We start from the raw sequence: 19,687 nt of genomic DNA, 5'->3' as shown, positions 1-19,687 counted from the left end.
GCGGGGAATCTCCTTGCAAGGGTTATCGTTCGGGGGATTGCTTCTTGTCGGGCACAGTGCGGTGAGCTTCCTGGCCGTCGCGGGTGACTTCGCGGGGCTCATTCTTCGTCGGCTGAATGTCGGTGCCTTGCTGGGCCTTCATGCCCTTCACGGTGTTCACGATGCCAAGCGCCAGCGAGCGATCGTCCGGTTCGCCCTGCGCGAGCGCCTTGGCCAGTGACTCGTAGCCCTTGACCACCTTCTGGGATGCTTTAGGAGTGTGTTCGTCGCCCTGTGAGCGTCGCTGCGAGGCGTCCACATGCAAAGCCGCCTGCCGGCGAGTCCGGCGGCGTGCGCCCCGTACAAGCCGCGGCGTTGCGTTCGCTTCGATGCCATGTTCTCGCAGGGCTTCGGCAAAGCCTTCGCGCCACCGTTGCAGGTCGGCCTTGCGAGGATTGAGCCGGGTACCGTCGATGCCCTGGGCCTTGACGCACAAATGGACGTGCGGATGCTTCTCGTCGTCGTGGGTGGCGAAGACGTACTGGAAATTGCCAGAAAACTCGGTTTTGGCGAATTCCCTGGCTGCGTCGGTCACGGCCTTACGATCGGTACCCGGCGGCATCGAAAGCACTATGTTGAAGGCTTCCTTCTTGCCGCTTTCTTCGGGGATTCCGTAGAGGCTGTTTTTCCACTCGTCGCGCAAATCCCGCACAGCCTCCTTGCCCGCGATGACCTCGCCGTTCTCATTTTCCAAGGCCACGTCGCCATTGCGCGATATGTAGTCCATGTGCGCCTTGATGGCCCTCATACCCTTGCCGCCACCGGATACCTTCACCATGACTTCGGGAACCTTGCGAACGATTCCACTGAGCCGCGATCGCGCACCAGCCACACCACTTGTGCGCCGCGGCTGCGACGTGGTCGTTGGAACCCGAACGCCGGTGATCGTCAATTTCGCTTTGCGGCCACGGAGCGGCTTGAAGTGATAATTCTCGTCCCACTCTTTCAGGGCATCATCGATCATCGTCATTGGTTGCCTCCACGATGCTCCACCTATCGAGGTTTGAGCGCATGACCCTGTAGACGTAGGCCAGGTGTTCGTCGATCTCTTCCTTCAGCCTGTTCAACGCCTGAGCGATCGAATGGGCTTCAACGTTCTCGTCTGAGTTCAACTTCTTGGCGATTTGGTTGAAGTGGCGACCAAGTGCGGCAAGCTGCTTGTTCGATTCACCGAGCCCGGCGAGTTCGGTCATCCCTAACTGCGGCTCCCGTAGCAGGTGGCCGCGAACAAGGTTCACCAGGTACTTCGGGCGGGAAGCACCGAAGGCTTGTGCCAGCTCGGAGATCCCTTCTATCTCCGAATCAGCGAGCCTGATTTCCTGCCGGCGTCTAGACATGTCAGGACATTCGGCGATGGCCATATAGGAAACTGGCGCAGCGGAGTCGCCAATGAACTGCAACATGGCAAGCCTCAAAGCGTCGCTGTCGGACAGATGCGCGCTGGCGCATTTCGCTTTCCAGCGCGCTTGAAACTCAGCCGTCACCCTAGTCTTGATTTGCCGCAGTTCGGTGCTCACTACAAGCCCTCTACCTGCCCTTGACCGTATTGCTTCCACGGTTCTCCGTGCGGTGATCGGTTACAGCCTTCCGATAAGCAGGATTGAGAATGGTCCGGCCCATGTAGAGATGCTCAGCACGGCTAGAGGACATTTGCAGCCCGGTTTTTGGGTCAAGCCTGTTGCTTGTCGGATTTACGATGCGCCCCATGCTGGCCGCGCCACCCGAAACGGCATGTGCTGTGGCGGTCGCCGGCGACACCATCTGCCGTATGGTCAATGCCGCCATCGACACCCCGCCTGCGAGGCCGGAAGCGAGTTCACTGCTCTTCAGAAGCAGGTACGTGAAGATCCCGGTGCAGCCAAGTATTTGAAGCGCAGCAAATGCCGGTGAATTGACGCCGCCACCGGAAAGGTCAGCGCCATCGACAAACCTGTCGAACGCTGCCAGCGCGAAGGACATGAACAGTGCGGCGATGACGATGGTGAACACGTAGCTCATCGCCTGCGAGAACCATGAGTCGAAGAACCGGGCAGTTGCAGGCCACATCAGGCACATGATGAAAACTGGCCCGAGCGCAAACAGGGCCGCAAGCGAGAACTTGGCCATGATGATGATGGCGCCACCCAGTAGGGTGAAAAGCAATGCACCGAGGCCAATCATGCTTCCGCATAACAGCCAACCGATCGCCGTGCCGACGTCATAGCCAGCTTCGTCCGAGTGCTTAAAACACTCGCCGACTAAGCTGAAAGCATGCCCAAGCGACTTGTCCAGCGTTTCGTAGATCGAATCCGGTGATGGGCCGCCAAGCGTATTGAGCGCGGCTGATAGCCCCGTCTGTATGCCGTCGATGCCGCCGACAACCCACGACATGTAATTGCCGGCGCTCAAGGCAATGGAACCAACGATGGCGATCTTGACGCAGGATTTCACTACGTCCCAGAACGGGTTCGACAGGTAGCCTGCGATGATGAGGGCACCCGCAATAGCCAGGTACAACGTCGAGCCGACCAGCGCCGTTGCACCGACCGTGCTGATGATGTTGTTCGCTGCCGGCTCTACAAACGCAGCGATGGCGTTTTCAACGGTTTCACCAACGAACCGGAACAGCATGACATCGGGGTCACTCATGACTTTTCTCCTTCAATCAGAACTTGATCGGCTCTGCTTTGACGCCGCCACCCTGGGCTCCCCAAGTAATCTTTCCTTGGGCCTTCTTCGCATTGATGCAATTCGTTGTCGCCACCAGTTCGCCCGGATTTCCGTTGCATTCGGCGAGGGTGTCTTTCAGCTCCTGCCGATGCTCAACGAACCACTCAACGGAGCGCGTTGGCTCCGCTGAGTTGCAGGCGGATAAGGCCAGGGCAATAGCGATGCAGCCAAGATTCGCGGGTTTAGCGTTCACGAATGAATCCTCGATGCGGAGCCGTTCAAAGCATTCAGCACCACAATCGTTCGCGTGGCGCTATCGTGTTCAAGTCGCCCACGGCAGTTCACCCAGACCAGCGCCAAAAACGAACCGAACACAAGCCAGGTGACAACGCCCGTCGATTTGCTGGCAATGCCGAGAGCATCGAGCGGAAGGCCAAACCAGTCATGTAGGGCAATGACCACTTGAACCAAGAACAGGAACACGGCCATGCAGTCGGACATGAAGGCTGTGTAGTACCGGCTGATGACCAGACTGAAATAGCCCGTGCTTTGGATTGCCGCCCAAAACCGTACTAGCTGGATTACGGCGAACAGTTCGATCAGCAGAAACATGGGTTGGATGTATGCCGTGGGCATTGCGGGCCTCCTTTATTGGCCAAAGGTCAACGGTTCGGCAGTGACACCGCCACCCGTGGCGCCCCAGGTGCGCGCGTTAGCCTCACGGCGTTGCTGCTGGATGAGACGGTCTTCTGCCTGCGACGCCAGGGCGAACAGTTGCATCTTGGTCTGCTCGTTCTGGATGGCCGCGCCTTCGGCGTTGATGCGTGCCTGTAACTCGGCAATCGCCTTCGGGTCTGTGGTCGAATTGATCTGCCGCATGAGGCCGGCGATCTGATCCCAACGATCCTTGGCCTTGTCGAAGGCTTCGACCGCAAACGCCTTGTCCTGCGCTGCCTTCGACGCCGAACGCTCGCACAGCGTTTTGTCAGCGCCGGTCTTTGACTTGCACATATCGAACAACTGGTTGCCGTCACGGATGAGCGCAGCCGAGCCCGTCAGCCCCTTGTAACCGCCGTTCTGCACCTTGGAATACACGTCCTGCCATTCCTGCGGCAAATAGTTCTGGAATGCCGGGTTGTTGAGGATTTCGCCCAGGTTGCGCGTGCCGGTGATAGATTCGTACTGTTGCTTCATTTGATCGAGCTGCGACTTCAACTGCGCGATCTGCTCGATGTACTTGGCGATGTTCGCCGCTTGGTTTGCCTGCGTCTGCGTGTTGAGCAGCGCATCGACGACGGGAACGCCGGTCGCGTTGGCAGGGCTGGAAACGCCCAACGCCGCGACGGCGAGAACGGCAGACACGATTGCTGCTGAGAGGTAGTTCACTTTCACGGTGTTGCTCCTTTTGATGAGGTTTTCTTTGGCAGGGTCACTACATCGCTCGTAGGCCAAAGCAGCTACGAATGAAGCATTTCTCCGATGGCTTTCAGTTTTTCCTTGTTCCTAGCTGTCGTTGCTGGGTCTGCGTTTCGGGCAGCGCGTTCCGCAGCGTCCGCGCGACGCTTTGCTGCGGTCTGTTCAGCTTCATTGCGCTGCTTCCGATCGCGCTGAATGTCCAGCGCAAGGCTTGGCTGGAACTCGCCTTTAGCGGCCTTCTGGATGACGCCATGCAACCACTGCGGCCAAGGTCCCTTGATTGCCTTCGTCCGAACGGCACCTGCCAGTTCATCAAGCACGTCTTGGTGCTGAGCGCGGTCTAGTCCCTTCAACTTTTCAACAACTACTAGTTGCTGCTCAGGGGACAGCTGCGGCAGGAATTCCCATAGAAGTGGGTTCGCCGGAGTAGTAGTAGTGTCTTTTTGGTAATGCTTATTGGTACTACTGCTCTTTAGCGCCTGATTTTCCGACGCCTGGATAACCGACGACTGGAAAACCGACGCCTGGAAATCCGCAGAGTGCGGCTCTTGCCGGCCGACCGGTTCCTCGGACACGACCATTACGGTTGACCATTGCCCGCGAGTGTTCTGACGCCTCTCGCGAACGATGTAGCCAGCGTCTTCAAGCTCGCTTAGCGCGGCCCGCACGGCGTCGCGGCCTTCTTTACGTTCCCGCGCCAGATCTGCTGAGTTCATGCGGAAGCGATCGGCGTTGGACAGCAGCCGCGTCAGTACGCCTAGTGCCCGATATGAAAGCCGCGCATCACGAATGAGGGGCAAAGGGATGTTCTCGTACTGCCGTCTACGCGGTGCACGCTCAATGCCATCGATTCGATCTGGTGGCGGCTGACTATTGGGCATGTCTCTACACGCCCGTCTCATCTAGGACCTTGGCCACGTCGAGAACGGCGAAATACACTCGCTTGCCGATCTTCCTCTTGGCCGGATTGAGCCGCCTGGCCAAGTCGTTGTCGCCTGCCAGCGACATCCGAAGACCGTCAGGACTCCGATCGAGGACGCCCGCTAGTTGAGTCTGGGACAGCAGCGGCGAACCACCAGTGAACTTGAGCAACAGGTCAACGGTCGTCGTCATATCAGCGGCCTCCCTGCGCCTTGCGGCGGGCGGGCTGCTGTGCCGTTGTGCCAACGTGCCGATCAGCAATCGCTGAGTTGTTCGCTGCTGCAAATTGCTGGTCGAGATATGCAGCAACATCGACCAGGCGGAAAACCCGTTTCCTGCCGATCTTGAATGAGGGAATGGGGTAACACCCGCGACTTAGGGCATTGCGTATGGCATCAACGGAGCCTGATGTGATTTCCCCTACCTGCTTGACGTTAAGCGAAGGTGGGTACCGTGAGGCTAGGTATTCCAGCGAGCTTGCGATTGGGAAGTTCAAGGCGCACCCCATGCGTGGTGCACTTGGTCGAACCAAGTGCATTAAGCGAGTTGCGCTTTAGGGGCTTCCCATGCAGGGAACTACGCAGCGAACGACCGGCGAAAAACGCCGCCCTTAGCAACAACTCGCGCTAGAGGGGCCACCTACTGGTGACCGTTGTCCGCCAACGGACAGAGCTAGATTCGTTTGCCTTGACCCTTTGAGCTTCGCGTGGCGGCGCGGAGTTCAGGATCAGGCGAACCTTCGCCCTTCTAGGCTGCTGCCGATAAACAAGCTGGCCAGCCATTTGCTTTCAGGGTTCTGATAAAAACACAAATGCTGCAACGTATCAAGTGATGTACACACATGTGATTCGATCCGCCAAAAACTCACTTTTTGGCGGATCGCTTCTTCTTGGCAATGGCAGCTTTATTCGCCTTTCCAATCGCATCCAATCGATCAACCAGGTCTTCAGCGCGAAGGTGCGTGTACCGCTTCAACATCTGCATCGACTTGTGCCCGCTGATTGCCGAAACCTCTTGATCGCTAAACCCGGCTTCCACCAAGCGGCTGACAGCTTCGTGCCGAAGATCGTGGAAGCGCAGATCGGACATGCCAAGTGATTCCTTGATGTCGTTCCAAGCCTTGGAGAAGGTGTAGGGACGACGCTTGCCGTCGCGTCCAGGCTCACCGAAGAAAACCAAATCGCAATCCTTCGGCCGAACTGGATTAGCCAATGCTGCCGTAAAGGTCTCTGCTGCGCGCTTGGTCAGCGGAATAGTACGGGCGCTATCGTTCTTGGTCACATCCAAGCGCACTATCCGCCGGGCAATATCGACCTGTCGTAGCTTCAAGCCAGTGATCTCGCTTGATCGCATCCCCGTTTCGAGTGCGACGGTGAAGATCCAGCCCAGCATCGGATTGGAATAGGCTTCGATCGTCTCGCGTAGTCGTTTTTCTTCGCCAGCATTCAAGCGCCGATTGCGCCCCTCGCCCGTGGTTGGCTTACGCACGTTTGCAACGGGGTTCTGCACAAGTCCGATCCGCCACTCGCGGATTGCCGTAGTGAAGACATGCCCCAACAGCGCGAGTTCCAGGCGAACGGTGGCTGGGCTCAACGCCGCGGCCTTGCCAGTGCTCTTGGATTTGCGTTGACTCAGGGTCGCCAGGCGTTCGTCCCGGTAACGGGCTACCAGGTCAACGTTAATTGCGGCCAGTGAGTACGCGCCGAAGAACTTCCGCACCGGCACGGCCTTGAGCTTTTCCGCCCTCTGGGTGGTCGCCCGCTTGGTCGGGGTCACCTCGCTCAGGTAACGATCCAGCGCCTTGTCGAACGTGAGGCGGCCCGATGTGGCCCGCTCGATGTGCACCCCGCGCACCATTTCATCTTCGGTGCGTCGCGCCCAATCGACGGCATCGCGCTTGAGGCGAAAGGTCTTGACCGTGGTTGGCCATCCTTGTTTTCGGATGACCGCCTTCCAAGTCTTGGACTTGGTTTCGACGATGGTTGCCATGGGGTACATGCACTGCCCGGATACGGGCACTGTACCGAAACTGTACCGCAGGCGCGAATGGTGGGCCCACCAGGACTTGAACCTGGAACCAATGGATTATGAGTCCACTGCTCTAACCAATTGAGCTATAGGCCCTTTTTGTCTTCCTTCCCCGTTCCACAAGGTCCTGTGGCTTGGCGCTCAGGGCTCGCAACCTAGGGATTATGAGTCCTCTGCTCTAACCATTGAGCTATAGGCCCGTGCGCGCAGTTTAAGGCCAGCGCAGGCGGACGTCAGCTTTGCCGGCGAAGCGCATCACGGAGCGGCGACGCTCGCTGCGCTACATCTGGTCCAGCATTCCGGCGAATACGGCCGTGGAGGCCCGATGGATGCCCTGCCCCGCAAGCATCTGCGCTTGACCGGCGGCACGAAGCTCGCCTTCGTGTCCGCCGGCGATCCCGCCGCTCCAGCCGTGCTGCTGTTGCACGGATTTCCCAGTTCGGCGAATACGTTCCGGGACGTGATCCCCCGATTGGCGGAAATCTCCCACGTGATCGCTCCCGACCTGCCCGGCTACGGCGAGTCCGAACCGTTGGCGCAAGCTTCGTTCGAAGCCTTCGGCGAAGCGATCTTCGAACTGCTCGCGCATTTGAAGGTGGGACCGCGTTACGTCTACCTGCACGATTGGGGCGCGCCGGTCGGCCTGCACGTGGCCATGAAAGAGCCCGACGCGGTGCTGGGCCTGATCGTGCAGAACGCGAACGCGCACCGCTCCGGCTTCGGACCGCAATGGGACGCCACGCTCGCCTACTGGGAAAACCCGACCCGGAAGAACCAAGCGGCTTCCCTGACGTTCCTCAATTGCGAGGGCATTCGCGCCCAGTACGTGGCCGATGTGCCCGCGGACATCGCCGCGCTCATATCGCCGCAGGTGTGGGAAGAGGATTGGCGGGTGATGCAATTGCCGGGGCGCATGGAAACCCAATGCGCGCTCCTCGCCGACTATGCGAAGTACGTCGCGCGGTTCGACGAAATCTCGAAATACCTCGCCGATCGGCAGCCGCCGGCGGTGATGGTGTGGGGGCGCCACGATGCCTTCTTCGACATCGACGAAACGCTGTCGTGGATGCAGGATCTGCCGAGGATGGAATCGCACATCCTCGATGGCGGGCATTTCTTGCTGGAGACTCACGCCGCGCCCGCGGCCGATATTTTCCGCAAGTTCATAGCGGAGACCGCAGCGGCGCCCAATGCCGGGCGCTGACCCCGGCCTGCTGACAATACGTTGTCAGGAAGCGGGCGTAGGCTGGGCTTCCCATCGAAGGAGATAGGCCATGAACACCGAACAAATCGCCAAGCGCCTGGTCGAGTTGTGCCGCGAAGGCAAGTACGAACAAGCCCAAGACGAGCTGTACGCGCAGGACGCGGTCAGCGTCGAAATGGAGGGCTCGCCGGGCGGCGGAGCGGGCAATGTCAAAGGCCTGGACGCGATCCGCGAGAAAGGCCGCAAGTGGCAGGAAAGCATCGAAACCATCCACGGCGGCAGCGTCGGCGATCCGGTCGTCGCGGGCGACTGGTTCAGCGTGGCGATGGGGATCGACGCGACCTACAAGGGCATAGGCCGGATGGATATGAAGGAGATCTGCGTGTACCAAGTGCGGGATGGGAAAATCGCTCACGAACAATTTTTCTACAACGTCGGCTGAGCCGCTGCTGTTCCTCCCCCTTTGAAAAAGGGGGATCGAGGGGGATTTACGCGGCAACGCATCGCGGCGAAAGCAAATCCCCCTGTATCTCCCTTTTTCAAAGGGGGAGAAAGCAAAAGCCCCGCGCGAGGCGGGGCTTTCGTTTGGGCTAGCGGGCTTGGCTTACTCGATATCGAGGAAACTGCGCAGCTGTTCCGACCGGCTCGGATGGCGCAGCTTGCGCAGCGCCTTGGCTTCGATCTGGCGGATGCGTTCGCGGGTGACGTCGAACTGCTTGCCGACTTCCTCGAGGGTGTGGTCGGTGTTCATGTCGATGCCGAAGCGCATGCGCAGCACCTTGGCCTCGCGCGGGGTCAGCCCGGCGAGCACGTCGCGCACGGTTTCCGACAGGTTGATGTTGGTGGTGTTCTCGATCGGGGACTCGACGTTGGTGTCCTCGATGAAATCGCCCAGGTGCGAATCCTCGTCGTCGCCGATCGGGGTTTCCATCGAGATCGGTTCCTTGGCGATCTTCATGACCTTGCGGATCTTGTCCTCGGGCATGTCCATCTCTTTCGCCAATTCTTCCGGCGTCGCCTCGCGGCCGTACTGCTGCAGCATCTGCCGGCTGATGCGATTGAGCTTGTTGATCGTCTCGATCATGTGCACCGGAATGCGGATGGTGCGCGCCTGGTCGGCGATCGAGCGGGTGATCGCCTGGCGGATCCACCAGGTGGCGTAGGTCGAGAACTTGTAGCCGCGGCGGTATTCGAACTTATCCACCGCCTTCATCAGGCCGATGTTGCCTTCCTGGATCAGGTCCAGGAACTGCAGGCCGCGGTTGGTGTACTTCTTGGCGATGGAGATCACCAGGCGCAGGTTGGCCTCGACCATTTCCTTCTTGGCCTTGCGCGCCTTCGCTTCGCCGTAAGCCATGGCTCGGCTGATTTCCTTGATGTCGGCCAAGGTCAGGTGCAGCGCCTTTTCGGTGGCGATGGTGGCTTCCTGCTCGGCGACGATCTTGTCCTTCACCTCGCGCAGGCCCGAGGACCACTTTTGCTTGCGCTTGAGGACTTCGTCCACCCATTCCAGATTGGTCTGGTTGCCTTCCCAGGCGCGGATGAAATCCTTGCGCGGCATTTTGGCCACGCGCGTGGCGAGGTCGAGGATGCGGCGCTCGTGTTCCTTGATCTGGCCGACCACGTCGCGCAGCTTGCGTACCAGCGTGTCGGTCAGCGGCAACGGCAGCTTGAAGGTCATGAACACGTCGGCCATGTCCTGGCGCAGCTTGCTCACGGTCTTGTGGCTGGAGCCGTTCTTGGCGTAGGCCTTCTCGTACTTCGCGTACAGGCCGCCGAGGGTTTCCATGCGGTTGGCGACCTCGACCGGATCCGGACCGGTCGGCGCGGCTTCCTCGTCGGCGCCGCCGGCGGCTTCTTCTTCGTCCTCGTCGGCATCGACGTCGCTGTCGGACGCCTCCACCACGGGCGGTTCGGGCGTCGCCTCTTCCACGTCGTTGAAGCCGGCCACGACTTCGGCCAAGCGGCGCTTGCCGGCCTTGTGCAGGTCGTATTCGTCGAGCAGCAGCTTGATCGACCACGGGAAGCTGGCCAGCGAGGACAGCATTTGGTTCAGGCCTTCTTCGATCCGTTTGGCGATGGCGATTTCGCCTTCGCGCGTCAGCAGTTCGACCGTGCCCATCTCGCGCATGTACATGCGCACCGGGTCGGTGGTGCGGCCGGCTTCGGTGTCCAGCGCGGACAACGCGGCGGCGGCTTCTTCGGCCGCGGTGTCGTCGACCTCGCGGCCGCCGTCGCTGGCGCCGGCGAGCAACAGCGTTTCGGCATCGGGCGCGATCTCGTGCACCTCGATGCCCATGCCGTTGATCATGCCGATGATGTCTTCGATCTGTTCGGGATCGACCAGATCGTCGGGCAAGTGGTCGTTGACCTCGGCATAGGTCAAATAACCCTGTTCCAGGCCCTTGCTGATCAGTTGCTTGATGTCTGACTGGGGGGCCTGACGTTCGTTGGCCATGTGGGGCGCCACCGGGAGAGAAAGTGAACCCGTAATTATACCAGCCTGCGATCGGGTCAGGACTTCAGCAGGAAGGTCACCGGGCCATCGTTGACCAGGCTGACCACCATATGGGCACCGAACCGGCCGGTTTCCACCCCCGGGGCGTGCTTTTCTCGGCAGATGTCGACCAATCGGCCGAAAATCCGTTCAGCTTCGACCGGGGCGGCGGCCGTGCTGAAGCCCGGGCGCATGCCCGAGCGGGTGTCGGCGGCCAGGGTGAACTGGCTGACCAGCAACAGGCCGCCCTGGGTGTCGGCCAGGGAGCGGTTCATGCGCCCCTCCTCGTCGCCGAAAACCCGGTAGCCGAGCAGGCGTTCGGCCATCCGCGCCAGCTGCGGCTCGCCGTCGCCGGGTTCGACGCCGACCAGGGCCAACAGGCCCGGGCCGATGGCGCCGACGGTTTCGCCGTCGACGACGACGGAGGCTTGGGCGACACGTTGGATCAGGGCGAGCATAGTTGGAGTCGGAAATCGAAAATCGTCGACAGACTCTCATGCTCGTCATCCCGGCGAAAGCCGGGATCCAGGACTTGCCGGGACGGTCGCATGTTTCGACATCACCGCGACTTCCTGGATCCCGGCTTTCGCCGGGATGACGAGCTACCACCCGTTAGACTGACCCGATGATCGACTTCGCGGCCCGCCTGCTCTACGTCTTCGCCGCCAGCGTCGCGCGCCTGCCTTGGCCGTGGCTGCTGCGGATCGGCGACGCCATCGCCTGGGTTTGGCTGCGGCTGGACGTGCGCGAAAGCCGCGTCAGCCGGCGCAATCTGCAATTGGCTTTCCCGCAGTTGCCTGCGGGCGAGCGCGAGCGCCTGCACCGCGCGGTCCTGCGCACGACCGCGCGCCAAGCGCTGGAGACGCTGCGTTTTTGGACGCGTCCGCATGCGCGCAACCTGGCCCTGATCCGCGAAAGCCACGGCGTCGATCAGTTCGACGCCGCCGTCGCCGCGGGCAAAGGCCTGATCGTCGCCGCGCCGCACTACGGCAATTGGGAACTGCTCAACCAATGGCTGGCCGCGAAGACGCCGATTTCGATCCTGTACCGGCCGCCGAAAGTCGCGGTCGCCGAAGCCTTCCTGCGCCTGGTGCGCGCCGATACCGGCGATCGCGTCACCCAGATCCGCGCCGAAGGCCCGGCCGTGCGCCAGCTGTGGAAGCTGATGAAGCAAGGCGGCGTCACCGGCATCCTGCCCGACCAGCAACCTAAGGCCGGCGACGGCGAATTCGCGCCCTTTTTCGGCAAGCAGGCGCTGACCATGACCCTGCTCAACCGCTTGGCCGAGCGCAGCGGCGCGGCGGTGCTGTTCGCCTATTGCGAGCGCATCGGCGAAGGCCCGGAATTCGCGTTGCGGATCGAAGCCGCGCCGCCGGGCATCGCCGCGCCGGACCCGGTCGCCGGCGTGTACGCGCTGAACGCGGCGGTAGAGGACATCGCGCGCCGCGACCTGGCGCAGTACCAGTGGACTTACAAGCGCTATACCCTGCGTCCGCCGGATAGCGGCGAAGACAATCCCTACCGCGACCTGGAAACGCATTGATGAGCGCGGCGCCTTCCGCAACGCCCGACGCGATCCCGCAGGACGGCTGGCAACCGCTGCCGCCGCGCGCGCTGAACCTGTTCGTGCTGGTCAACGTGCTGACCGGCGCGGTCATCGCGCTCGGCGCGCTGATTCCGATCGGCTTGCTGATGCCTTCGCGCGGCTTGGCGTTGGCGGCGGCGCTGGCGGTGCTGGTCGCGCTGCCTTCGCTCGGTTTGTGGCTGGCGCGCAAGCAATACCGCTACACGCGCTGGAAACTGGATGCCGACGGTTTCGCCCTGCGCCGCGGCAATCTTTGGCGCAGCGAAACCCGAGTGCCGGCATCGCGCGTGCAGCATTTGGATTTGAAGCACGGGCCGCTGGAACGCCGCTACAAACTGGCGACGCTGGTGGTGCACACGGCCGGCACCCGCGACAGCGCGGTGTCGCTGACCGGCCTGGACGAAGACGACGCGGCGCTACTGCGCGACCGCCTGGCGCTGCAGATCGACGATGACGACGACGCCTGAAGCCGCGCCCGCCGCGACGCCCGAGCGGCGGCTGCATCCGCTGTCGTGGCTGTTCGTGCTGATCAAGCAGCTCAAGCAGTTCATCGTGCCGTTGATCGCGCTGTTCTTCTTCGGCCGCGGCGACAGGAACGAATTGTGGCCGCTGATCGGCGTCGGCGTGCTGGCGCTGGCGTCGGTGTGGCAGTACTTCACCTACCGTTACCGGATCGAGAACGACCGGCTGATCGTGCGCAGCGGCCTGCTGCACCGCAGTCTGCGCCAGATCCCGTTCGCGCGCATTCACAACGTCGCCGTGCACCAGTCGCTGCTGCACCGGATGTTCGGCGTGGCCGAAGTGAAGCTCGAATCGGCCGGCGGCGAAAAGCCCGAGGCCGAGATGCGGGTGCTGAAACTGGACGATGCGCTGGCTTTGGAAGCGCTGCTGAGGCGGCGCGCGACGAGCGGCGCGGACGCCGCGGCGACGGGCGCCGCGGAAGGCGACGGCGAACTGCTGCTGCAACTGCCGCCGGCGGAAGTGCTGCGCCTGGGATTGATCTCCAACCGCGGCCTGATCGTGCTCGGCGGCGGCGCGGCGGCGGTGTCGCAATTCAGCCCGCGCGCGATCCCGAACCTGATCGAACCGATCGCCAAATTCCTGTTCGGCTACGCGGGCAGCCACCACTTCGGGCCGATGCAGTACGCGATCGCGGGATTGGGCTTGCTGGCCGGATTCGTGATCCTGCTGCGCCTGTTCTCGATGGTGTTGGCCTTGCTGCAGTATTTCGGCTTCGCCCTGCGCCGGCAGGACCGGCGCCTGACCGTCGAACGCGGCCTGCTGTCGCGGCTGCGCAGCAGCGTGCCGACGCGGCGCATCCAGGCCTGGACTTTGAGCGAAGGCGTGATCCATCGCCTGCTGAAACGGCGCAGCCTGCGGATCGACACCGCCGTCGCGGGCAAACAAGACGACCCCCGCGGCTTGAGCGAACTGGCGCCGGTGGCCACGCCGCAGGTTTGCGACGCGTTGCTGCAGCGGCTATTGCCGCGGGCGCAGTGGCCGTTAGCCCAGTGGAACCCGCTGCATGCGAACGCGTGGTGGCGCTTGTGGCTGCCCGGCATCGTCTTCGCGCTGATCTTGAGCGCGGGCTTGGGCTGGAAGTTCGGCGCTTGGGGCGCGCTCGGGCTGTTGTGGCTGCCGTGGGCGGCGTTCGCCGCGCGCCAGCATGCGCGGCGCGCCGGTTACGCGATCGACGAACGCCTGGTCGCGGTGCGCGAAGGCTGGTGGTCGCGGCATTGGCGCTTCGCCGAACTCGACAAGCTGCAGGCGCTGAAGCTGACGCGCTCGCCGCTCGACCGCCGCTTCGGCATGGCCACGCTGCATTTGGATACCGCAGGCGCCGGGGCGCTGGCGCCGCCGCTGCGGGTGCGTTATCTGCCCGATGCCGAGGCGGAAGCGCTGTACCGGCGATTGGCGCGCGAAATCGCGCGGCGGCCGCTACGCTGGTGAGCATGCGCGCGGATACCGCCAAGCTGCCGATTTCCGGCGTGGTGATCGCCAAGAACGAGGCCGATCGGATCGGACGTTGCGTCGCGAGCCTGACGCAAGTGTGCAGCGAAGTGATCGTGCTCGATTCGGGTTCCGAAGACGCCACCGCCGCCGTCGCGGCCGCGGCCGGCGCGCGCGTCGAACAACAGCCCTGGCTGGGTTTCGCCGCGCAGAAGAACGCCGCGATCGCGCGCGCCGCGCAGCCGTGGGTGTTGCTGCTCGACGCGGACGAATGGCTGGATGCCGACGCCGGTTCGAGGTTGCGCGCTTTGTTCGATAGCGGCGAAATCGAAAGCGCCGATGTTTGGCGCCTGTTGCGGCGCACCCATTTCCTCGGCGCGCCGCTGAACCACGGCGGCTGGGGCAAGGAAAAGGTCGACCGCCTGTTCCGGCCGCGGTTGCGTTATCTGCCGGCCGACGTGCACGAAAAACTGGACTTGTCAGGCAGCCGCGCGGCGACGCTCGATGCGCGCATCGAGCACGACACCGCGCGTTCCTACGACGAATACGCCGCCAAGCTGCGGCGTTACGCCGGGTTATGGGCGCAGCAGAAACGCGCCGAAGGCCGCAGCGCGGGGCCGCTGTCGGCGCCGCTGCACGCCGCGGCGTATTGGATCAAGAACTATCTGCTGCGGGGCGGCTTCCTCGACGGACCGACCGCTGCGCGCTATCACGCGCTGCATGCGCGCTACGTCTACGATAAATATCGTCTATTGCGCGCTTCGGCATGACCCGCTTTTCGTAGGAGCGGCTTTAGCCGCGAGTTCTTTCCTTCAAATCGCGACATCGCAGCGATTTCGGAGAAAAAGCTCGCGGCTAAAGCCGCTCCTACGAAGAGCAGGCGTTCAATCCGGATCGGCGTCGACGGCGTTGCCGGGCACGTCGGACTTCTCCGGCACGCAGCCGGGCACCACCGCTGCGGCCGGCACCAGCCACCAGCGGCGGCGGTTCGACAGCCCGCCCAATTCCGCTTTCGAGCGGTCGATGCAGCGGTCCAAGGCCGGTTCCTGCACCAGCAGCCAACGCTTTTGCGGCGCTTGCTTCTGCCATTCGATGCCGCGCCGCAATTGCTCGGGCCAGGGCATCACGAAACCGAAGGTGGTGGCCATCGGCGCGGACATCAGCAAGTTCTGTTCCTTCCACGCGACCAAAGCGAGTTCGGATTGCGGACCGATGCGGCGGGCGACGCCTTCCATCAATTCGCGGGCCGAACTGGAAGGATTGAGCAAGGGATGGCCGACCAAGCCGTACAGCACCCACAAGCCGGCCAAGGTGCTGAGCATCGCCGCGATCGCGCGCCGGCGCCCGAACCACAGCAGGCTGCCGACGCCCCAGGCGCCGATCGCCGCCAGCAACCAGCCCAGCGCTTGCGCGCCGCCGCTGAAGCCGCGCTGCTCCACCAGTTTGTGCTCGAAAGACGTATCGCCGAGCAGCAGCACCAGACCCAGCGTCAATGCGCCGGCCGAGAGCAAGCCGGCGAATGCCGACGCCAACCGGCGCGGCCACAGCTTGCGCACGATGCCCGGCAATAGCGGCGCCAGCGCCAGGCAAGCCATCGGCAGCGCCGGCATCACGTAGACATCGCGTTTGCCGCTGGGGATCGAGAAGAACACCAGGATCAGCAACCACCAGGCCAGCGGCAGCAGATAGCGCGCGTCGCGCCGGCGCAGGCGCCGCCACCACGCCGGCACCGCCCACGGCAGCGCCAGCATCGGCGGCAGCCACATGGTCAGCACCACGCCCAGGAAATACCACGGCGGCTGCGCGTGATCCCACGATTTCGCGTACCGGTTCGCGGTCTGGTTGAACAGGATGTCGTCGACGTAGGCGCGATAGGACGGATCCGCGTTCGACAAGGCCGCCGCAAGCATCGGCACCAGCCAGATCGCGGCAGCTGCCGCGAACGCCAGCGGCGCCAGCCAGAATCGCGCATCGCGCAGATGCAGCTTCACCCGCGGCCAGCGCGACCAGACAGCGAACAAGGCCGGCGCGATCATGACCAGCGCCAACACGCCCACGCCTTTGGTGATCGTGCCCAAGCCCGCGGCGAACCAACCCAGCCACCACATCTTCCAGTTCGGGCCGAGCAACAGATGGCGCAACAAGCCGTAGTTGGCCAGGGTGATCCAGAACGTGACCAGCGGATCGATCTGCGCCTTCTTCGATTGATAGGTGAATTGCAGCGCGAACAGCAGCGCCCACGCCGCGTACAAGCCGACGCGCCTCGTCCACAGCCGGCGACCGAGGTCGTATACGCACCATAGCGTGCCGAGCGAGGCCAACAGCGACGGCAGCAAGAACGCGATGCGCCATTCGCGCAGCACCGTGTACGCCGCGGCCTGCAGCCACATCAGCATCGGCGGCTTGTCCGAATACAGTTCCACGCCGCGATGCGGGAACAGCCAATCGCCGCTCTCCACCATCTGCTTGGCGACCAAGGCGAAGCGGGGTTCGTCGGCCGGCCAGGGATCGCGCAGGCCCAAGCCGGCGCCGAGCACGAGCAGCGCGGTGAAGGCGAGCAGCCAGAATTCGCGGGAAGCGCGGGTCTTGAGCATGGGCGCCATCATAGCTTTTGTGGGAGCGGCTTCAGCCGCGAGCTTTTGGATGAGACGCGACGATCTAAAGCTCGCGGCTGAAGCTGCCCTCCACAAAAAGCCGTTTCAGGCTTTCTTGCGCAGCCGGGCGTAGAAGAAACCGTCCATGCCTTCCTCGCCGGGCAGGCGCTGGCGTCCTGCGCCGGCGATGCGTCCGAAGCGGTCGCCCAAATCTTCCGCGGACGCATCGGGCGCGCGCGCGAGGAAATCGGCGATTTGGGCTTCGTTCTCGGCCTTCAAGATCGAGCACGTCGCGTACAGAAGCACGCCGCCGGGGCGCAGCATGGCCCAAGCCGCGTCGAGCAAGCGCGCCTGCAATGCGGTCAACGCGACGATGTCGCGTTCGCGCCGATGCAGCAAAATATCGGGCTGACGGCGCACGATGCCGGTGGCCGAGCACGGCGCGTCGAGCAGGATCGCGTCGAACGCCGCGCCGTCCCACCAGCCCGGCGGATCGGCGGCGTCGGCCGCGCGCAATTCGGCGCCGGCATCCAGGCCGAGCCGCGCCAGCGTTTCCGCCACTTTGCGCAGGCGCTTCGGATCGCTGTCGACTGCGGTCAAACGCAACGACGGGTCGCGCTCGAGCAGATGCGCGGCTTTGCCGCCGGGCGCGGCGCAGGCGTCGAGCACGCGCGAGCCCGGCGCCGCCGACAACGCATCGGCGACGCGTTGCGCCGCACCGTCCTGGATCGAGACTTCGCCCGCATCGAAACCGGGCAACGCGGCGACGGCGACCGAATCTTCGATGCGAAGCGCCTCGCCGAAATTCTCCGGCGCGATGGATTCGATGCCCGCCTCTCGCAGTTTCCCGGCGTAGACGTCGCGCGCGACGCGCCGGGCGTTCACCCGCAGCCAGGTCGGCGCAGGCGTCGCGCCCGCGTCCACGATCGCGCGGTAATCCTGCGGCCAATCCGCGTGCAACCTCATCCGCAGCCAGGGCGGCCAGGCGTCCGCGGCATCCGCCGGCGGCAGGCTTTCGCGCAGCGCGCGGCGCAACAACGCATTGGCCATGCCGGCCTGGTGCGCGCGGCCGAGCGAACGCGCCGCTTCCACGGTCGCATCGACCGCCGCATGCGCCGGCAGGCCGAGCGCGTCGATCTGGGCGAAACCGACCATCAGCAAGGCGCGCAACTCGTTGTCGCGCTTGGTCAAGGGCTTGGCGATCCACGCCTTGAGCGCAGCGTCGTAGCGCGCGCGCTGGCGCAGGGCGGCGAAGCAGATCGCCTCGACCAGGGCGCGGTCGCGCGGATCCTCGAGCCCCGGCAGCGCCGCGGCAAGTTCGGCCTTCAGCGAACGGCCGCGGTGCAGCACCGCGTCCAACGTGCGCACGGCCGCTATCCGCGCGTTGACGCCTGCGCGCGAAGGCTGGTCATTCAAAAGTAGCCACCCTCGGCTTCGCGCCACATCTCGTAGCCTTCCAGTTCGTCGCCGGCAACAGTGGAGCGCTGGACGAAAACCGCGCCCCAACCGGAAAACGACGCGTGCGACACCGGCAAGTGGCCCATGCCGAGATGTTCTCCATCGCCGTCGTGGATGCCGGCCATGTACAGCGCGGCTTCGTCGATCCGCGTCGGAGGCTGCGGATAGACGTTGCTGTAGGTGCGCACGTGCACGCCCTGCGCGTCCGTCTTCAGGATCTTCAGCGCGGCGTAGCTGCCGTCTTCGCGGCGAGTAGCGTACAGGCCGCCTTCGATCCAGGCCGGACGCGCGCCGAAGATTTTCGAGAGCAGGCCGCCGATCATGCGCCGGCGCGCAGGTCGCGCCTTGCGTTGAGGTAATCGGCCGCGGTGATCGCCTTGCCGCCTTCGCGCTGCAGCGTGCGGATGCGCAAAGCGCCTTCGCCGCAGGCGATGTCGATGCCGTCGCGGCCGGCGACGAGCAGCGTGCCGGGCGCGGCTTGGTGCGCCAGCGGCAACGCGACCGCAGCATGGATGCGCAAGCGTTCGCCCGCGACTTCCGCCTCGGCGACGGGCCAGGGCTGGAACGCGCGGACCTTGTCGGCCAGGCGCTGCGCGGATTGCGTCCAATCCAATTTCGCTTCGCCTTTTTCGAGCTTGTGCGCGTAGGTCGCGCCGGTCTCCGGCTGCGGCTTGGCCACCGGACGGATGCCGGCGCGCAGCAGGCCCAAACCGTCGGCCAGGGTCTGCGCGCCGAGCTCGGACAAACGGTCGTGCAGTTCGCCGCCGGTTTCGTTCTCGCCGATCGCCAGCTTTTGCGACAACAGCACCGGACCGGTGTCCAAACCTTTCTCCATCTGCATCAGGCAGACGCCGGTTTCGCGGTCGCCGGCTTCGATCGCGCGCTGGATCGGCGCCGCGCCGCGCCAGCGCGGCAACAGCGAAGCGTGCACGTTCCAGCAGCCGTATTTCGGGATGTCGAGGATCTTCTGCGGCAGCAATTGGCCGTAAGCGACCACCACCATCAAGTCGGGCTCCAGCGCGCGCAGCGCGTCGCGCGACAACTCGCTTTTCAGCGTTTCCGGCTGCAGCACCGGAATGCCGCGCTTCAACGCTTCGAGCTTCACCGGCGAAGCCTGCAATTCGCGGCCGCGGCCGGCCGGGCGATCCGGTTGCGTGTACACCGCGACCACTTCGCCGCGCGCAGCGGCGGCGCGCAAGGAGGGCACGGCGAAATCCGGCGTGCCGGCAAAAACGATTCTCAAGGGCATGCGGAGAGTCTAAGTGAGAAGCGAGCGGAGAGGAGCGAGAAATGAGCGGAAGCGGCAGCGAGCGCATGTTGCGCCTCACTGCTCACTTCTCTTCGCT

Annotated in this window: 21 protein-coding genes and 1 tRNA gene; 6 read left to right on the top strand and 16 right to left on the bottom strand. The window is 63.6% G+C overall.

The genetic code is table 11. The features are described 5' to 3' along the window. Positions 1–22: 22 nt before the first annotated feature. The 10 genes from FCE95_RS10025 to FCE95_RS09980 form a co-directional block, all read right to left on the bottom strand. Complete coding sequence (locus FCE95_RS10025; protein WP_137266880.1) at positions 23–1,009, bottom strand: relaxase/mobilization nuclease domain-containing protein; 987 nt, start codon at positions 1,007–1,009, stop codon at positions 23–25. After that, positions 993–1,556 carry a hypothetical protein gene (locus tag FCE95_RS10020; protein WP_137266879.1) on the bottom strand — a complete coding sequence of 188 codons (564 nt, stop codon included), beginning with the start codon at positions 1,554–1,556 and terminating at the stop codon, positions 993–995. Before FCE95_RS10020 ends, FCE95_RS10025 begins: the two co-directional genes overlap by 17 nt. Positions 1,557–1,566: 10 nt before the next feature. Further along, positions 1,567–2,667, bottom strand: a complete 1,101-nt coding sequence (locus tag FCE95_RS10015; protein ID WP_137266878.1) for a TrbL/VirB6 family protein — start codon at positions 2,665–2,667, stop codon at positions 1,567–1,569. 16 nt (positions 2,668–2,683) lie between these two features. Continuing rightward, the gene (locus FCE95_RS10010) at positions 2,684–2,941 is read right to left on the bottom strand and encodes an EexN family lipoprotein (RefSeq protein ID WP_137266877.1); all 258 of its coding nucleotides are present in this window, start codon (positions 2,939–2,941) and stop codon (positions 2,684–2,686) included. Further along, the gene (locus FCE95_RS10005; RefSeq protein WP_137266876.1) at positions 2,938–3,300 is read right to left on the bottom strand and encodes a hypothetical protein; all 363 of its coding nucleotides are present in this window, start codon (positions 3,298–3,300) and stop codon (positions 2,938–2,940) included. The genes FCE95_RS10010 and FCE95_RS10005 overlap by 4 nt, the downstream gene beginning before the upstream one ends. Before the next feature lie 36 nt (positions 3,301–3,336). Then, positions 3,337–4,080: a P-type DNA transfer protein VirB5 gene (gene virB5, locus FCE95_RS10000; RefSeq protein ID WP_223266847.1), complete on the bottom strand. Its 744-nt coding sequence runs from the start codon at positions 4,078–4,080 to the stop codon at positions 3,337–3,339. Positions 4,081–4,145: 65 nt separating this feature from the next. Continuing rightward, positions 4,146–4,820 carry a hypothetical protein gene (locus tag FCE95_RS09995; RefSeq protein WP_137266875.1) on the bottom strand — a complete coding sequence of 225 codons (675 nt, stop codon included), beginning with the start codon at positions 4,818–4,820 and terminating at the stop codon, positions 4,146–4,148. A gap of 169 nt (positions 4,821–4,989) precedes the next feature. Further along, positions 4,990–5,337 (bottom strand): hypothetical protein, encoded by a 348-nt coding sequence (locus tag FCE95_RS09990; protein WP_317616483.1) that lies wholly within the window; start codon positions 5,335–5,337, stop codon positions 4,990–4,992. A 552-nt stretch (positions 5,338–5,889) separates the two neighbouring features. After that, positions 5,890–7,014 (bottom strand): site-specific integrase, encoded by a 1,125-nt coding sequence (locus FCE95_RS09985; RefSeq protein WP_137266874.1) that lies wholly within the window; start codon positions 7,012–7,014, stop codon positions 5,890–5,892. A gap of 58 nt (positions 7,015–7,072) precedes the next feature. After that, positions 7,073–7,149 (bottom strand) — tRNA-Ile (locus tag FCE95_RS09980). 229 nt (positions 7,150–7,378) lie between these two features. On the opposite strand from FCE95_RS09980, the gene FCE95_RS09975 reads away from it, so the two are divergent. Then, on the top strand, positions 7,379–8,257 hold the full coding sequence (locus FCE95_RS09975) for an alpha/beta fold hydrolase (protein ID WP_137266873.1): 879 nt from the start codon (positions 7,379–7,381) through the stop codon (positions 8,255–8,257). A gap of 70 nt (positions 8,258–8,327) precedes the next feature. After that, entirely contained in the window at positions 8,328–8,699 is a 372-nt protein-coding gene (locus tag FCE95_RS09970) for a nuclear transport factor 2 family protein (RefSeq protein WP_137266872.1), read from the top strand. A 162-nt stretch (positions 8,700–8,861) separates the two neighbouring features. Here the strand turns inward: FCE95_RS09970 and rpoD are convergent, their stop codons facing one another. Beyond that, positions 8,862–10,715, bottom strand: a complete 1,854-nt coding sequence (rpoD, locus tag FCE95_RS09965; protein WP_137266871.1) for an RNA polymerase sigma factor RpoD — start codon at positions 10,713–10,715, stop codon at positions 8,862–8,864. A gap of 56 nt (positions 10,716–10,771) precedes the next feature. Then, positions 10,772–11,212, bottom strand: a complete 441-nt coding sequence (gene dtd / locus FCE95_RS09960; RefSeq protein ID WP_137266870.1) for a D-aminoacyl-tRNA deacylase — start codon at positions 11,210–11,212, stop codon at positions 10,772–10,774. Between the two features lie 167 nt (positions 11,213–11,379). Between dtd and FCE95_RS09955 the strand changes: the two genes are divergently transcribed. From FCE95_RS09955 to FCE95_RS09940, 4 genes are read left to right on the top strand one after another with little or no spacing between them, the layout of a single operon-like run. Beyond that, positions 11,380–12,297 (top strand): lauroyl acyltransferase, encoded by a 918-nt coding sequence (locus FCE95_RS09955; protein ID WP_137266869.1) that lies wholly within the window; start codon positions 11,380–11,382, stop codon positions 12,295–12,297. Then, on the top strand, positions 12,297–12,806 hold the full coding sequence (locus FCE95_RS09950; RefSeq protein ID WP_137266868.1) for a PH domain-containing protein: 510 nt from the start codon (positions 12,297–12,299) through the stop codon (positions 12,804–12,806). Before FCE95_RS09955 ends, FCE95_RS09950 begins: the two co-directional genes overlap by 1 nt. Further along, positions 12,790–14,289, top strand: a complete 1,500-nt coding sequence (locus FCE95_RS09945; RefSeq protein ID WP_137266867.1) for a PH domain-containing protein — start codon at positions 12,790–12,792, stop codon at positions 14,287–14,289. Before FCE95_RS09950 ends, FCE95_RS09945 begins: the two co-directional genes overlap by 17 nt. A 2-nt stretch (positions 14,290–14,291) precedes the next feature. Next, complete coding sequence (locus FCE95_RS09940; protein WP_137266866.1) at positions 14,292–15,059, top strand: glycosyltransferase family 2 protein; 768 nt, start codon at positions 14,292–14,294, stop codon at positions 15,057–15,059. A gap of 114 nt (positions 15,060–15,173) precedes the next feature. Here FCE95_RS09940 and FCE95_RS09935 read toward each other — a convergent pair whose 3' ends face one another. From FCE95_RS09935 to fmt, 4 genes are all read right to left on the bottom strand, one after another. Then, complete coding sequence (locus tag FCE95_RS09935) at positions 15,174–16,883, bottom strand: ArnT family glycosyltransferase (RefSeq protein WP_137266865.1); 1,710 nt, start codon at positions 16,881–16,883, stop codon at positions 15,174–15,176. Between the two features lie 105 nt (positions 16,884–16,988). Further along, positions 16,989–18,299, bottom strand: a complete 1,311-nt coding sequence (gene rsmB, locus FCE95_RS09930; RefSeq protein WP_137266864.1) for a 16S rRNA (cytosine(967)-C(5))-methyltransferase RsmB — start codon at positions 18,297–18,299, stop codon at positions 16,989–16,991. Then, positions 18,296–18,664, bottom strand: coding sequence for a hypothetical protein (locus FCE95_RS09925; protein ID WP_137266863.1), 369 nt, complete (start codon positions 18,662–18,664; stop codon positions 18,296–18,298). The genes rsmB and FCE95_RS09925 overlap by 4 nt, the downstream gene beginning before the upstream one ends. Continuing rightward, entirely contained in the window at positions 18,661–19,584 is a 924-nt protein-coding gene (fmt, locus tag FCE95_RS09920) for a methionyl-tRNA formyltransferase (RefSeq protein WP_137267559.1), read from the bottom strand. Before fmt ends, FCE95_RS09925 begins: the two co-directional genes overlap by 4 nt. Positions 19,585–19,687: the final 103 nt, after the last annotated feature.

Origin of the sequence: Luteimonas gilva (assembly GCF_005239095.1) — a bacterium.
Lineage (GTDB): Bacteria > Pseudomonadota > Gammaproteobacteria > Xanthomonadales > Xanthomonadaceae > Luteimonas_C > Luteimonas_C gilva.
This window is presented reverse-complemented; position numbering and strand designations above follow the sequence as displayed.

Excerpts from the sequence above, each read along its gene's own strand:
- FCE95_RS10025 (WP_137266880.1), bottom strand. The coding sequence starts at position 1,009 with ATGACGATGATCGATGATGCCCTGAAAGAGTGGGACGAGAATTATCAC.
- FCE95_RS10015 (WP_137266878.1), bottom strand. The coding sequence starts at position 2,667 with ATGAGTGACCCCGATGTCATGCTGTTCCGGTTCGTTGGTGAAACCGTT.
- FCE95_RS10005 (WP_137266876.1), bottom strand. The coding sequence starts at position 3,300 with ATGTTTCTGCTGATCGAACTGTTCGCCGTAATCCAGCTAGTACGGTTT.
- FCE95_RS09995 (WP_137266875.1), bottom strand. The coding sequence starts at position 4,820 with ATGAACTCAGCAGATCTGGCGCGGGAACGTAAAGAAGGCCGCGACGCC.
- FCE95_RS09990 (WP_317616483.1), bottom strand. The coding sequence starts at position 5,337 with ATGTTGCTGCATATCTCGACCAGCAATTTGCAGCAGCGAACAACTCAG.
- FCE95_RS09985 (WP_137266874.1), bottom strand. The coding sequence starts at position 7,014 with ATGGCAACCATCGTCGAAACCAAGTCCAAGACTTGGAAGGCGGTCATC.
- FCE95_RS09975 (WP_137266873.1), top strand. The coding sequence starts at position 7,379 with ATGGATGCCCTGCCCCGCAAGCATCTGCGCTTGACCGGCGGCACGAAG.
- FCE95_RS09970 (WP_137266872.1), top strand. The coding sequence starts at position 8,328 with ATGAACACCGAACAAATCGCCAAGCGCCTGGTCGAGTTGTGCCGCGAA.
- rpoD (WP_137266871.1), bottom strand. The coding sequence starts at position 10,715 with ATGGCCAACGAACGTCAGGCCCCCCAGTCAGACATCAAGCAACTGATC.
- dtd (WP_137266870.1), bottom strand. The coding sequence starts at position 11,212 with ATGCTCGCCCTGATCCAACGTGTCGCCCAAGCCTCCGTCGTCGTCGAC.
- FCE95_RS09955 (WP_137266869.1), top strand. The coding sequence starts at position 11,380 with ATGATCGACTTCGCGGCCCGCCTGCTCTACGTCTTCGCCGCCAGCGTC.
- FCE95_RS09950 (WP_137266868.1), top strand. The coding sequence starts at position 12,297 with ATGAGCGCGGCGCCTTCCGCAACGCCCGACGCGATCCCGCAGGACGGC.
- FCE95_RS09945 (WP_137266867.1), top strand. The coding sequence starts at position 12,790 with ATGACGACGACGCCTGAAGCCGCGCCCGCCGCGACGCCCGAGCGGCGG.
- FCE95_RS09940 (WP_137266866.1), top strand. The coding sequence starts at position 14,292 with ATGCGCGCGGATACCGCCAAGCTGCCGATTTCCGGCGTGGTGATCGCC.
- FCE95_RS09935 (WP_137266865.1), bottom strand. The coding sequence starts at position 16,883 with ATGCTCAAGACCCGCGCTTCCCGCGAATTCTGGCTGCTCGCCTTCACC.
- FCE95_RS09925 (WP_137266863.1), bottom strand. The coding sequence starts at position 18,664 with ATGATCGGCGGCCTGCTCTCGAAAATCTTCGGCGCGCGTCCGGCCTGG.